Raw genomic sequence first — 13,956 nt, forward strand, 5'->3', positions numbered from 1 at the left:
CTGATAGGTGCTTCAAAAAATTGTAAATTCGCATCCTAGTGAAGATAGTATATGATTGACAAATTAAATATAATAAAACAACGCTTTGATGAGGTTTCTGATCTAATAATTCAGCCTGATATTATATCGGATCAAAAGCGTTATGTTCAATTAAACAAGGAGTACAAGGATTTAAAAGTTTTATGTGATAAGCGGGACCTTTATCTTGAGCTTACCAATAATATTTCTGAGGCGGAAGAGATAATTTCTGATGGAAGTGATGCGGAAATGGTAGAAATGGCGAAAATGCAGTTAGATGAAGCAAAAGAGGCTATGCCAAAATTGGAAGAAGAAATTAAGTTTTTATTGATTCCAAGAGATCCTGAAGATGCCAAAGATGTAGTGGTAGAAATTAGAGCAGGAACTGGAGGAGATGAAGCCAGCATTTTTGCTGGTGACCTTTTTAGAATGTATACTAAATACTGTGAATCCAAAGGTTGGAAAACCAATGTGATAGATTTAAGTGACGGAACCAGTGGTGGTTTTAAAGAAATACAGTTTGAAGTTACAGGTGAAGATGTATACGGTACTTTAAAATTTGAAGCTGGTGTTCACCGAGTGCAACGAGTACCGCAGACAGAAACACAAGGAAGGGTACATACAAGTGCTGCTACTGTAATGGTATTGCCAGAAGCTGAGGATTTTGATGTGCAAATAGACCCTAAGGATGTTCGTATTGATTTTTTCTGCTCATCTGGTCCAGGTGGACAATCGGTAAACACAACCTATTCGGCTGTGCGTTTAACACATATTCCTACCGGTTTGGTTGCTCAATGCCAAGATCAAAAATCTCAGCATAAGAACAAGGACAAAGCATTTAAAGTATTACGCTCTAGATTATATGATTTAGAACTGGCTAAAAAGCAAGAAGAAGATGCTGCCAAAAGAAACTCACAGGTGAGTAGTGGTGACCGTTCTGCAAAAATTAGAACTTATAATTATCCACAAGGAAGGGTAACGGACCATAGAATTGGATTAACACTTTATGATTTACAGAATATTGTAAATGGAGATATTCAAAAGATTATAGACGAGTTGAGTTTAGTTGAAAATACGGAGAAGTTGAAGGAGGCTTCCGAAATATTCTAAAGCTTAGATGACTACCAAATTTCTTATAGAGCAAATTCACAAAAAGAAGTCATTTCTCTGTATAGGGCTAGATACAGATTTGGACAAAATACCTCCGCATTTATTAAAGGAGAATGACCCTATTTTTGCTTTTAACAAGGCAATAATAGATGCTACCCATCATCTTTGCGTGGCCTATAAACCAAATATTGCTTTTTATGAGGCCTATGGAATAAAAGGGTGGCAAGCATTGGAAAAGACCATCCAATATTTGAATGAAAACTATCCTGAACTGTTTACCATTGCAGATGCCAAAAGGGGTGATATTGGAAATACATCTACTCGGTATGCAAAAGCTTTTTTTGAAGACTTGGAGTTTGACTCCATTACAATTGCGCCATACATGGGCAAAGATTCAGTAGAACCCTTTTTAACCTTTAAGGACAAGCATACCATCCTATTGGCGTTAACTTCCAATGAAGGAGCATTTGACTACCAGACTAAATTAGTTGGAGAGAAAGAGTTATATAAAGTAGTACTAGAAACATCTTCAAAATATAATAATTCTGAGAATCTGATGTATGTTGTGGGAGCAACAAAGGCTACTTATTTAAAGCAAATCAGAGAAATAATTCCCGATAGTTTTTTATTGGTTCCTGGAGTGGGAGCTCAGGGAGGAAGTCTGGAAGAGGTTTGCCGTTACGGCATGAACAAGGATGTAGGGTTACTTATTAATTCTTCGCGTGGTATATTATATGCATCAAACGCAGAAAATTTTGCCAAAGCCTCTGCTATAAAGGCAGAAGAGCTTCAAGCTAAAATGGCTATAGAGATGGAATTGTTATTTTGATGACTACATCAAATTTTCCAACACTTTTTTAATTTTAACAGCTTTTAATTCAAAAAACTCTGCAAGTTTTTGATCAACAGATTTTGTTGATAATGCCTTGTCCATAAAGTTTCTGTACCTGTATTCTAGCACAGAAATTGCTTGTGCACCACTTGCTATGGGCGTGACTGCCCCTACTTTACAATATTGCTTTTCCATAGTCAAATCTTTGTTCTAACAAATATACGCTCCAAATAGAGTTTTAGATGTAGGTATTATAGGATGCATAACTAAAAAACAGGTATTTTATCTAATTTTTAACATAAAGGCTATGATTAATGCATTGATTAAGATTATTTGCGATATAGTTTTAAGTAATACAAACAAAAAAACTATGGTACAATTACCTAAGTAATTGTACCATAGTTTTCTTTATATATTATACAAAATATTTAATTTATACAAGGAGCAGGACCGGGGCCAAACGGACCTCTAATATCTCCATCTGGAGTTTGTACTGTATATACATGTTCTTCTTCAAAAGCTCCACTTGTATAAGAAATGATAAGGTTGGATGTTCCTGCTGGGACATCAATTATATGAGTGGCAGCACTAGCTTGCCCAGCTGTAATAGTATAATTAGTGGCAACACCATCTACTTCAAAAGTAAGAAAAGCTCCATCCCAGCCATCCCCATAAAGGTCTTGCATCTCTACTGTCCAAGTACCAGATACAGTTGCATCTGTTATTGGAGAACACTTTACCAATACTATAAAGTTGAAAGCTTGTCGTTGTTCTTGTTGACCAGTAATGCTTCCAGTAAAATTTTCAAATGTGAAAACCGAACCGTCTGTTCCAGTTGCAGTACCTAAGAATCTAATAAAATCACCACCTCCTATTTCATCTGTTGTGATTCCTAGCGCAGATGCAATATCTGTATAGGGAATTGAGATATTACTTGGAAAACTGCTTACTGTGGTCAATGGAATCGTATCACTTGCAACACCACCAGATTCTCTACTTACACTTAAATCCCAAGAGGCTACATTACCATCTAAGGCGTCTACCTCTGCGTTGAAAGTGCTCGAGCCAATATCACCAGCAGCTACTACAGTTTCTTCCACTATAATCCTTACATAAGGCGATTTTATTTCGTCCCCACCAAGCAGGTTAAGAGGATTTTTATCTTCTTCTTCACAGCCTACAAAAGCGATAATTAAAAGTAGACCTATAATTGATTTAATTGTGTTTTTCATTTTTTTGGATTTAAATTATTATATCAATCTACAAAGCCTTCTGGGTTTGTATCCCAAAATACAGGTGTGTTTGGTGCAGATTTTTGGGTAATATTAGTATTGTTGTCTGCAGCCGTTTGGGGATACCAATTGGACCTTAGGAAACTTCCAGAATCTTCTAAAAAGAAACCAGGAGTAAGATTATCTGGCTGTCCAGTTCTTCTGTATGTATTATAGGCTTCTATACCGTTGCCCCATGATGCTATAAAGTACTGTTCAACAATTATACGTAGTTTATCAGTATCGGACCCCGCATCATAAGCGCTTAATATATTGGCTATATGATTGTCAATTTGTGTAGAAGCTGGTACAAAACCTGTGCCTGCAGCAAGGGAAGAACCAAATCCAATAACCTTATTAACAGATTCCCTAATACCATTCTCTAGATAGGTCCTAGAGTTCCCTGTTGTACCTAAAGTTAGTGTAGCTTCTGCAAGCATAAAATTAGTATATGAAGAAAGCATTATTGGAGATATTCCTGCGCCAGCCAATCCTTCATTTACAGCTGCTGAACCAGCAACATTTCTAAAAGAATCATCATCAAAAGGTCCACCTACAGGATATACACCAAAAACAGTTCTAAATGCTTGATCAGGTGGTATACCATCGTTGTCCAAATGATTTCTTCCCCAAAGACCATCAAAACCATTAATGTTAGGAACTAAACAATATGGTTCTTCTGGTGCCCACCAAGATGGTGTTGAAATCTCTGTAACACATTCTTTTGTTACTACATCTGCACCAGAGAAGTCAGCCACTTGGCGATAGAAATAGTATCTAATTCTTGGGTCAGCATCGCCATATTGATTAGCTAAAAGACTCATAAAGTAATTGCACATATAGAAGTCTGAACTTGGTCCAGCGCCATCAAAATTAGCAGTGAAATAAGGATGTCTACTGTCTGGAGCAGCATTGCTAGTAGCCCATTGAAATTGAAAATCATCACCAGAATCAAGAATTAATTGGTTGCCAGAAATAAGGCTATTAATAACCGTGGTAGATTTTGCAGCACCAAAGCCGCCATCATTGGCTAAACGTGATTGTAAATAAAGTTTCAACCGCATTGTGTTAGCCACTTTTACCCATTTACTTTCATCACCTCCATAAAAGAGATCATTAGTGGGTAATGTAATTTCTTGCTTACTTAGATTCTCTATTGCATTCAATAATAATTCATCTGCAGCAGCATAGACTGAAGCTCCAGAATCCAATATGGGATTTAAGATGCCTTCTCCACCTCTTACTGCTTCTGAATATGGTATATCACCAAAGAAATCTACCATGGACATAATAATATAAGCTTCCAATACTTGGCCAATAGCAATATGAGTAAATTGTCCAGCTTCTTCTGCCACTGGATTCATTGTCCTAATGTCTATTAAAGCTCGTGCATATACATTGTCCCATACTCGGTCAAAATCTGATGGATCATTTAACTCTCTGTAGGTGGGACCACCGCCATTTAGCATTCTTATTGGTTGCATCCCAAATTGACTAAGACCATTTTCATTTCGGTCTTCTTCACCAGAATGAATTTCTGCAACTTGTTGTTGGATCTGGTTCAAGAAGAAATCAACACTTGCTTGTGATGGGTTTAATGCGTTTGGACTAGGTATGACCTCTAGTTCCGTAGTTTCACAGCCCATCAATAAGAGGATAGATATATTGGTTAAAACTAAACCAATCGATTTAAATATTTTTTTCATAATTTATTATTTTTATTTCTTAACAATTAGAAAGAAGCCCTAAGGGTGAATCCGTATCGTCTTGTAGACGGACCAGTAATGAAATCAATACCTTGACCATTTCCTACTCCTGTACTAGAAGCATTGGTGTCATAATTTAAAGTGCTTTCAAAATTCACAGCTTTATACCACAAGTTGGAACCAGAAAGGGTAAAGGATAAACTTCCAAAAGGAGTATCCTTAAGAAGGTGTTTAGGCAATGAATACCCTAACGATGCTTCTTGTAAACGTATGGTAGTTCCATCAAAAACACTTAATTCGTTTATATCACCCCCTAAGTACGTATTGAAACCAAATTCCGTAGCACTTATTGCTATGTTGTTAGGTGTGCCATCTGCTTGTACCCCAGGAAGAACATAATTGGATTCCCTATCAATTGGATTATCAGCATCTACTGTACCACGACCAATTAAAGCAGCTGAAGTCACGGAATAAATATCTCCACCATGTCTATATTGAAGATTCGCGGATAGAGAAAAACCTTTATATGTAAATGTAGGAATCAATGCAGTGGTCCAATCTGGATTGGGATCACCAATTTCTGAAATATTGTTGTCAACCAAGTATAGGCCATTACCCCCAACAATTCTATTTCCGCTAGCATCTTTTAGGAAAGTGGTTCCAAGGAAAACTCCGAATGGTCTTCCTTCCACTGCATAGTTGGCAGCTTCACCAGCTATTGCTTGAGTTAATAAAATGTTGTTGGTCCCTTCAGCTAAATCTGTTACTATAGTTTCATTAGTAGTAAAATTACCAGCGATATTAAAATTAAATCCACCACTATTTCCTTTTATAATATCTAGATCATAATCTACTTCTATACCCTGAGATTTCATTTCTCCAATGTTGACGAAAGTGCTTAAGAAACCAGTAGAACTATCTAATGTCCTATTTGTTATTAAATCCGTAGTAGTCTTATCATAGAGACTAATATTAAGATTTAATCTATTGAATAATCTAGTATCTATACCAACTTCTAGTTCTTCCACTCGTTCTGGAACTAAGTCTCTATTTCCTAAGGAGTTTGAAACCGTATTACCCGAAATAACATTTCCATTTATATCAACCAAATTTCTGGCACCAAGGGTTAATACATCTCTTGTATTAAAAGGCGTTGGAAACCCGGCAGAGGAGCCATAGCCAAATCGTAACTTTAAATAATTAAGACCTTCACCTCTTATGTTTTGAAAAGCTTCAGTTGGAACAAATGAGACACTAGCACCAGGATAGAACAATGAATTGTTCTCGCTCTCTAATGTTGATGACCAATCATTTCTACCAACAACATTTAGGTATAAATAATCTTTGTAACCTAAAGTTGCATCTAAGTAAACACCTACTAGATTTTCCTCAAAGTCCTGATTGATATTTGCAGTGGAGAAAGAGTTTATAGATGATGGGGTAGTAAAATTAAAATGCTCCAAAACCCCAAAAACTAATTGACCAGTACTTTCTAAACCATCTTGTGCATAAACATCTCTTCTGCTGTTGGCGCCAAGGGTAGCTTTTAAATTTAAATTCTCAGTAATGTTTTTATCTGCACTTAAAATTAAATCATGATTTAGAATTGAATTCCTTACTGCTGAAGTTCTTAAAATTCCTAAAGTTGGGCCATCTACACCACCTTTATTTTGACCATATGAATTTAGCTCAGTATAAGTATCCATTCCATATCTATAAGATAAATTTAACCAATCGGTAATTTCATAATTGGCAGACATATTTCCCAAGAATCTATCAGTATTTTGTGAAGTCTTGGAGTTGGCTACTGTCCAATATGGATTTTGGATATCATTTCCAGAACGATAATATACACTCCTTCCGTCAGCAGCTTGAAATGGAAAACTTGTTAAATCTACACTTCTTGGAGTGTAGAGAACATCACCAAATATGGCCGACCCCTGAAAAGCGGCTCCACTTCCAGTACTTACGGCATTAGGAGGAGATTTATACCCAGTTCGAATAAAATTAAAAGCACCAGATACAGTTAAGTTATTGGTTAGTTTTGCATTTCCACCAATACTAAAATTGTTTCTGAGAAGCTTATTTCCTGGTGTTACACCAGAGTCCTCAGTTCGACCGTAGTTGGCATTAAAATTAACTTTTTCTGAACCACCTCTTACATTTACAGATGTGCTAAAAACATAACCTGTTCTAAAAAACTCTTCTACTCCATTATATGGCTTATAAGGGTAAGGGTCGTTCAAGAGATTTTCAAATCCCGCAATCAATGTTGGGTCAGCAATAAAATTGAATGGGTGCCTTAATATAGCCACTCCATTGTTGCCGCCGATAAATTGTCCGGCATTTGCAATTCCATCATTGTCTGTTCTGTCAAATCTGGGCCCCCAGTTACTAAAAAAGTATCCAAACCCTTGGTGAAATCCACCACCATAATTATTTTGATATTCTGGTAGTATGGCTTTTGATGCAAATACGGATTGACTAATTGTGACTTCATTTTTGTTATTGGTACCACCCGTATTAGAGTTTTTGGTTGTAATAAGGATTACTCCATTTCGTCCTCTATTTCCATACAATACAGTTGCACTTAACCCCTTAAGAACACTTACATTTTCAATTGTGTTGGGATCAATATCCAAAAACCTACTAGATTCTGTATTACCATCTAAGTAATTAGATTGAGTATTTGTTCCAGAATCAAAAGGTATTCCATCTACAATAAAAAGCGGTTGGTTGGATTGTGTTGCAGAGGAATATCCTCTAATAATAATATTAGTTCCAGATCCAGAAAGACCATTATTGGAAGTAATGTTTACACCAGCTACTTTGCCGCTTAAAACTCTTCCTATATCTGCCTCTGGTCTAGATTCTACCAATGCGGATTCTACTGTGGTTACAGAGTATCCTAATGACCTTTTTTCCCTAACAATACCTTGGGCGGTAACAACAACTTCTTCAAGAACTTGGGCATCTTCTTGCATTTGTATATTAATAATGTTGTTTGTAGATATTGTTACTTCAATAGTTTCTTGCCCTATATATGAGAAATTTAAAATTTGCCCCTCACTTGCTTGGATAGTATAATTACCATCAAAATCGGTTTGGGTTCCTGTTGTGGTATTCTTGACCAAGATGTTAACCCCAGGTAGAGGAACACCACTTTCGTCTGTTACCGTACCAGAAACAGTCCTTTGCTGTGTATATGCTATAGAAATTCCAAATAAGAAAAGCATAAACAACCATTTGCATCTTTTTTTCATACGTATAATTATTTAAGTATTAATGTAAATGGCAGCCCTGACGTTGATAGCTAATTCAAATAATTACTCTAAAAAATGAAACAAGAATATTTTCACTTATGAGCAAATAGTGCAGGGCTGCTTTACATTTATTGTTAGTTAATAACTCAAAGTAAAGCGTTGAATAGGTATTTGTAGGAAAGGCTTATAAACGTTTACCGCCCCGATAAAAAATTACTATAGATTTACAGCTGTGGTTGGTAAAGAGTTCTTTGATATTCACTGGGAGTTAGAGAAGTATCCTTTTTAAAGGCTTTGTTAAAGGTTACTTTATTATTATAACCTACTTCATATGCAATGTCAATAATGTTTAGATTTCTATTATAATCACTAGTCATTATTCTTTTGGCTTCTTGAATTCTGTATTTATTTATTAGCTCATGAAAGCTCATGTTAAAGTGTTCATTGATTACTTGAGATGTATTGTGTCTAGTTGTATTTAATCTATTAGAAAGAATGTCTAAACTAATATGATTTTCTCGGTAGATTTTATCTACATCAAAAAGATGCAACAGATTTTCTTTAAGTTCATGTGATAGACTTTCTGTTAGACCAGATTTTTCATATTTAAAGATAAGATGATTTATATAGGAATATGTTCCACTAAAAACATTAGGTTGTATATTGGCAGAATACCCCACATAGAGAACCATAACCGCCATTGCTATTATTTGAGAATGATAAAAAAATCCTGAAGATATATTATTACTAATTAGTATGCCATAAATAGTGTAGGCCACAATATACATAATATGAATACCGTAAATATTTCGCTGCCAAATTCTACTTTCCTTTACTAGGTTTTCATTTTCCTTACTTTTTAAATAAAGTTTTCTAATGTAGTACCCATATATAATTAGTGAAATTAATTTTAAGGCTACAATGATGGAAACCGCGGCAGAATCAGATGGATTTAAACCATTACGAACCCGTTCCAACATCAAATGCAATTTTTCTGATGCTGACATGGAATAAATAGGTACTATATAGATTAAGAATAGAAAGGTAGGTATAAGATGCAAAAAGTCTTTTAATTTAAATTTATACTCTTGTGTTATTCTCTTAAAATAAAAATATAATAATGGACCATAGAGAAATGAAAAACTGGTGGACATTAAATAAGAATGAGGAAATTGATAGTGATAGTTAGTAATGTTTAAACTTATATGAAGTATAAAGAAGGAATGAATAAAGACAAAACCGCCAATGAGCATTTTAGCAGCCGTATCCATTTTTTTATTAAAATTTAAGACTGTAAAAACAAAAAAGCCAATTAACGCAACATAGAAATAAAGAAATGACCATAGGCTGACATGGGGTACATATTTTTTTATAATTGTTTTAAAATTTTGGGTGGTTTTAATTGGTTCAAATCCTTCATGTTGCAAAAAAGAAGTTTCAAAATCAACCATTAGATACTGTTCAATATAATCTGTAGATTTCACAGAATCACCTAACGCAGCATAGCTAAGTGCCATTTTTTTTAATACATGTGTATTGCTATCACTATTCTTTGTTTCCAATTGCTGATACAAAAGTATTGCCTGTGGAAATTTTTGCTGATGGTATAGTTTGTCTGCATCAGTTAACATGTTACTTGGGAGAATATCATCGAAAGCAGCCCTACTAGTTACTTTATCCAATAGGGTATTTGGATAAACCGAACTGGTCAGTAAAGTCAATAATAAAGAGAGGTAGATTGGTAGTCTCATTATTAGGTAGAATTAGCCATGTTCAAATTAGGAAATATTTAGTCTCAAAACCTTATAAAACACTTAAAATAAGGAATTCCCGATAATAGTTTACCTCTTATTGTTATAAATAACACACAAACGTATGTTTATAAAACAAAAAAACCGGTGCTCCCACCGGTTTTAAACTAACTAACTCAAAAAATACTAACTCAAATAATTTTATGTAAAAGTCTTAATTAGACTATTGTTTTTGGTTAAATAAACATTAGCAGTTTGTTACTAAATGTCTGTTTTTATTTTTAACGAATTAATTTTCAAGTTATTGTGAATAGTCTGTTTTATTTTATGAATATTAATCTTGTAAGGCAAAAACCTTTTGCAACAAGGCTGTCGTTCTTGAAGAGATTTTAGTTCTAATCTCTTTTTCTTCAATTGCTATCATGGTATAGACACCCTCTAGAGCCTCTTGCGTAACATAATCTGTTAAATCTGGGTTCACATTATTAGTTAATGGAATACTGTTATATTTAGTAATTAGGTCATTCCATATTTTATCAGCTCCTACCTTTTCAAAAGAAGTTTTAATAATAGGATTAAATTTATCATATAAGGCTGTTTTTGTAGAATTGCTTAAATATTGAGTTGCTGCATCATCATTGCCCACAAGAATATTTTTTGCATCGGAAAATGTTATTCCTTTTATGGCATCAACAAATATTGGTGTGGCCTCCCCAACTGCATCTTCGGCCGCTCTATTTAGAATTTTGAGTCCTTCATCGGCTAAACTGCTTAAACCAATATCACGCAACGTTTTATCTACCTTTTGTAGTTCTTCAGGCAGCAATATTTTTACTAATTCATTTTTAAAGAAGCCATCCTCTTTTGTTAATTTGGATACCTGTTTGGATATTCCAAAATTAAGAGCCTCTTTTAGCCCATTAGCAATTTCTGCATTGCCTATAGTAGTTCCTTGTGGTAATTGATTTACGATGTCCTGTAATTCCCCACAAGAAATAAATTGAAAAAATAAAATGAATGTTAGCGCTTTTCTAGTCATGATTAATGTTTTTCCAAAATTAGGAATTAAACAATGAACATAACATAAATAATAGGAAAAGGACTTTAAGAAAAGATGATGGTCTTATTGTTATAGACCATTGTTTTTCTTCTGACATGTAATTTTACACCCCGGGCAAGTACTATTTTTTCCAAGTCCCTACCTTTTGCAATAAAATCTTTAATACTATGAGAATGTGAAACTGTAGTGACATCCTGTTCTATTATTGGTCCTGCATCCAATTCCTCGGTAACATAGTGGCAGGTTGCGCCAATAATTTTAACACCTCTTTCAAAAGCGGCATGATAAGGTTTTGCCCCGGCAAAGGCGGGCAAAAAAGAGTGGTGGATATTGATGATTTTATTTGGGTAAGAATCAATAAGTCTTTTTGTAACTATCTGCATATACCTTGCTAAGACAATAAAGTCAATTTTATGTTCTTTCAACAGCTGTAGCTGTTGATTTTCGGCATCATTTTTTGTTGACTTTGTTACAGGAATATGGTAAAAAGGAATGTTGAACTGCTCGGAAATGTAATGTAAATCACTATGATTACTTATAATGAAGGGAATTTCAACATCTAATTCCCCAGAATTGAACCTACTTAATAAATCATAAAGACAATGATTATATTTGGATACGAAAAGTGCCATCTTTGGCTTTACATTGCTACTGTAGATTCTCCATTTCATTTGATAGTTTTCCGCTAGGTTTTCCGCAAACTCATTTTTAAAATTATTTATTGAAAAAGCAGGAGTATCAAAATCACTTTCCAATCTCATAAAAAACACACCAACCTCTTTATCCACATGTTGGTCTAAGTATATAATATTGCCATTATTTGCATGTATAAAATTGGTTACAGCACTTATGATACCTGCTTTATCTGGGCAGTGGATTAGAATTGTGGTTTTCAAAATTGGTTATTTTTTTTGAATGGTAAAAATATAGAAAAACACTGGGTAATGTAGGTGCTTAATTTGTGTATTTTAAATATGATGAAATTTAATACGGATTTGTAGATTTAATTTTTACATTCTCCTAAGAGAACGTCTCCAGATTTTATATGCCAATCTAAAACTTTTGATTTCACTTCTAAGAAGGTTTATATATTCTTTCTCCTTAAAACCATCTTTTTCCAAACCGTTACAATAAGAGAGAATATTTCTTGTCATGATATTTACGTAGAGAACATTCTTCATTCTGGTAGCATACGATTCTGTTCTTTCGGCCAATTCAATTTTTTGTGGAATTAGAATGGCATCCGTAATGATAGAGTTTGCAATAATGTCTCTATGACTATTAGACTGGTATAATTTTAAGAGGTCTTTATTAGAAGAAATATAAGACACAATTTCTCTGCTAATCTCACAGAGAGACAACGATTTACGATATACAGGGACTGTATTTAAATTTTTGTACGGCATGGGGTGTAAATAGCAAATTTTTAATTAAAATTACGGTGTATTCTGTATTTTCGTCTTTTGATTAAAAAGTAAATGTTTATTTTTGCTTTTGAAACAAAATATTTTTCAGTAATTGCTTATGAATGCTAAGATTGATGAATTAAACTGGGAAATCTTAAAATGCCTTCAGGCTAACGCAAGGGAATCTTTTGCTAATATGGGCAGAAAAGTTGGGCTTACTGCGCCTGCAGTTGCAGAAAGAGTCAAGAAGATGGAGGACATGGGAATTATATCAGGTTATAATACTGAAATTGCATATACGGAGGCTGGCTATCAATTAAAAGCCATAATAACATTACGGGCTTTTATGGGGAAATTAAAGCCATTTTTGGAAATAGTGAGCTCTTTTGATGAGGTGATAAATTGTTATAGAATTACTGGTAATGAAAATATAATCATGGAGGTCGTTCTTAAAAACCAATCACATTTAGAAAAATTTATAGACAGGCTTATTACGTATGGAGAAACTAGAACCCATATAATATTGTCCAATGTGGTCTCCAATGCTTCAATTAAAAAAATTAAATGATTGTGTTTTATGTTCTATATAAAATGACTTCTCAATTTGTCTCTCAGGAAATTAATTATTTATTTTAGAGCATGGATATGGAAAAACTAAACGAGTATGCTCAAGTTGCATTAGATAAATCAATTTATTTTCTCCCGAGAATAATAGCTGCAGCTTTAATATTGTGGATAGGCTTTAAAATAGTTAAAAAACTAGTCTCTGTATTAAATATTGCATTAAAGAAAGCAGGTTTTTCTGAAACATTAAGACCTTTTGTTTCATCGGTTGTTAGTGTTATTTTAAAAGGAGCCATACTTTTTATAGTTGCAACAGTAATAGGAGCAGACCTAACAGGTTTGGTAGCTATTCTTGCGGCTGCTGGTTTTGCTATTGGTATGGCGTTACAGGGTAGTTTGGGCAATTTCGCCTCAGGGATATTAATATTGACTTTAAAACCATACAAGGTAGGAGATTGGATCCAGTTAGAGGATAAATTTGGTAGAGTAGAAGAAATAGGGATTTTTAGTACGCAAGTCTTAACCCCAGGAAATAAAATATTAATCATTCCAAACTCCAAAATAACTGATTCTGTGGTTACTAACTATTCAGAAAAAGGAATGACCCGTCTGGAGCTTACAGTTACAATGCCTTATGAAGAGAGTTTTCCAAAGGTTAAAAGAATCATTCAAGATGCTTTAATGGCCGTGCCAAAAATATTGCAAGACCCACCACCAGAGATTGGGATAGATAATTTTGACTCACATAGCATTCAACTATTGGTTCGTCCTTATGCAAAGCCTGATGATTTTTGGGAAGTTACTTTTGAAGCAAATAAGGCAATTAAGAAAGCTTTTAATGACAATGATGTTATGGTAGCCTATTCAGAAGGAATAGAAATGGGAAAAATAGGGGAGTAATACACAATATGTTTCTATTCTGTTAAAATGGTATTGATATTAAATCTATTGCGTAACTTTAATTTCACATTTTTT

12 protein-coding genes are annotated in these 13,956 nt (G+C 34.2%); 4 read left to right on the forward strand and 8 right to left on the reverse strand.

The window, feature by feature from the left end:
• Positions 1–51: 51 nt before the first annotated feature.
• Both prfA and pyrF read left to right on the forward strand, forming a co-directional pair.
• Positions 52–1,128: a peptide chain release factor 1 gene (gene prfA, locus AC000W_RS10260; RefSeq protein ID WP_474748052.1), complete on the forward strand. Its 1,077-nt coding sequence runs from the start codon at positions 52–54 to the stop codon at positions 1,126–1,128.
• 7 nt (positions 1,129–1,135) lie between these two features.
• Positions 1,136–1,957, forward strand: coding sequence for an orotidine-5'-phosphate decarboxylase (pyrF, locus tag AC000W_RS10265; protein WP_474748054.1), 822 nt, complete (start codon positions 1,136–1,138; stop codon positions 1,955–1,957).
• Between the two features lie 3 nt (positions 1,958–1,960).
• On the opposite strand, the gene AC000W_RS10270 is transcribed toward pyrF, so the two are convergent.
• The 8 genes from AC000W_RS10270 to AC000W_RS10305 form a co-directional block, all read right to left on the reverse strand.
• A complete protein-coding gene (locus AC000W_RS10270) occupies positions 1,961–2,155 on the reverse strand; it encodes a hypothetical protein (RefSeq protein ID WP_474748055.1) in 195 nt (64 codons plus the stop codon).
• Between the two features lie 233 nt (positions 2,156–2,388).
• Complete coding sequence (locus tag AC000W_RS10275) at positions 2,389–3,192, reverse strand: hypothetical protein (RefSeq protein ID WP_474748057.1); 804 nt, start codon at positions 3,190–3,192, stop codon at positions 2,389–2,391.
• 23 nt (positions 3,193–3,215) lie between these two features.
• Entirely contained in the window at positions 3,216–4,937 is a 1,722-nt protein-coding gene (locus tag AC000W_RS10280) for a SusD/RagB family nutrient-binding outer membrane lipoprotein (RefSeq protein ID WP_474748059.1), read from the reverse strand.
• Positions 4,938–4,963: 26 nt separating this feature from the next.
• Positions 4,964–8,200 carry a SusC/RagA family TonB-linked outer membrane protein gene (locus tag AC000W_RS10285; RefSeq protein WP_474748061.1) on the reverse strand — a complete coding sequence of 1,079 codons (3,237 nt, stop codon included), beginning with the start codon at positions 8,198–8,200 and terminating at the stop codon, positions 4,964–4,966.
• Between the two features lie 224 nt (positions 8,201–8,424).
• A complete protein-coding gene (locus AC000W_RS10290) occupies positions 8,425–9,951 on the reverse strand; it encodes an AraC family transcriptional regulator (RefSeq protein ID WP_474748063.1) in 1,527 nt (508 codons plus the stop codon).
• A 334-nt stretch (positions 9,952–10,285) separates the two neighbouring features.
• Positions 10,286–10,990 carry a DUF4197 domain-containing protein gene (locus AC000W_RS10295; protein WP_474748064.1) on the reverse strand — a complete coding sequence of 235 codons (705 nt, stop codon included), beginning with the start codon at positions 10,988–10,990 and terminating at the stop codon, positions 10,286–10,288.
• Between the two features lie 65 nt (positions 10,991–11,055).
• A complete protein-coding gene (gene purU, locus AC000W_RS10300; RefSeq protein WP_474748066.1) occupies positions 11,056–11,907 on the reverse strand; it encodes a formyltetrahydrofolate deformylase in 852 nt (283 codons plus the stop codon).
• A gap of 114 nt (positions 11,908–12,021) precedes the next feature.
• Entirely contained in the window at positions 12,022–12,417 is a 396-nt protein-coding gene (locus AC000W_RS10305; RefSeq protein ID WP_474748068.1) for a hypothetical protein, read from the reverse strand.
• 118 nt (positions 12,418–12,535) lie between these two features.
• Here AC000W_RS10305 and AC000W_RS10310 point away from each other — a divergent pair, with 118 nt between their 5' ends.
• Complete coding sequence (locus AC000W_RS10310) at positions 12,536–12,985, forward strand: Lrp/AsnC family transcriptional regulator (protein ID WP_474748069.1); 450 nt, start codon at positions 12,536–12,538, stop codon at positions 12,983–12,985.
• Between the two features lie 77 nt (positions 12,986–13,062).
• Positions 13,063–13,881: a mechanosensitive ion channel family protein gene (locus AC000W_RS10315; protein WP_474748070.1), complete on the forward strand. Its 819-nt coding sequence runs from the start codon at positions 13,063–13,065 to the stop codon at positions 13,879–13,881.
• Positions 13,882–13,956 lie beyond the last annotated feature (75 nt).

The organism is Saonia sp., from assembly GCF_056326165.1.

Excerpts from the sequence above, each read along its gene's own strand:
- prfA (WP_474748052.1), top strand. The coding sequence starts at position 52 with ATGATTGACAAATTAAATATAATAAAACAACGCTTTGATGAGGTTTCT.
- pyrF (WP_474748054.1), top strand. The coding sequence starts at position 1,136 with ATGACTACCAAATTTCTTATAGAGCAAATTCACAAAAAGAAGTCATTT.
- AC000W_RS10270 (WP_474748055.1), bottom strand. The coding sequence starts at position 2,155 with ATGGAAAAGCAATATTGTAAAGTAGGGGCAGTCACGCCCATAGCAAGT.
- AC000W_RS10275 (WP_474748057.1), bottom strand. The coding sequence starts at position 3,192 with ATGAAAAACACAATTAAATCAATTATAGGTCTACTTTTAATTATCGCT.
- AC000W_RS10280 (WP_474748059.1), bottom strand. The coding sequence starts at position 4,937 with ATGAAAAAAATATTTAAATCGATTGGTTTAGTTTTAACCAATATATCT.
- AC000W_RS10285 (WP_474748061.1), bottom strand. The coding sequence starts at position 8,200 with ATGAAAAAAAGATGCAAATGGTTGTTTATGCTTTTCTTATTTGGAATT.
- AC000W_RS10290 (WP_474748063.1), bottom strand. The coding sequence starts at position 9,951 with ATGAGACTACCAATCTACCTCTCTTTATTATTGACTTTACTGACCAGT.
- AC000W_RS10295 (WP_474748064.1), bottom strand. The coding sequence starts at position 10,990 with ATGACTAGAAAAGCGCTAACATTCATTTTATTTTTTCAATTTATTTCT.
- AC000W_RS10305 (WP_474748068.1), bottom strand. The coding sequence starts at position 12,417 with ATGCCGTACAAAAATTTAAATACAGTCCCTGTATATCGTAAATCGTTG.
- AC000W_RS10310 (WP_474748069.1), top strand. The coding sequence starts at position 12,536 with ATGAATGCTAAGATTGATGAATTAAACTGGGAAATCTTAAAATGCCTT.
- AC000W_RS10315 (WP_474748070.1), top strand. The coding sequence starts at position 13,063 with ATGGAAAAACTAAACGAGTATGCTCAAGTTGCATTAGATAAATCAATT.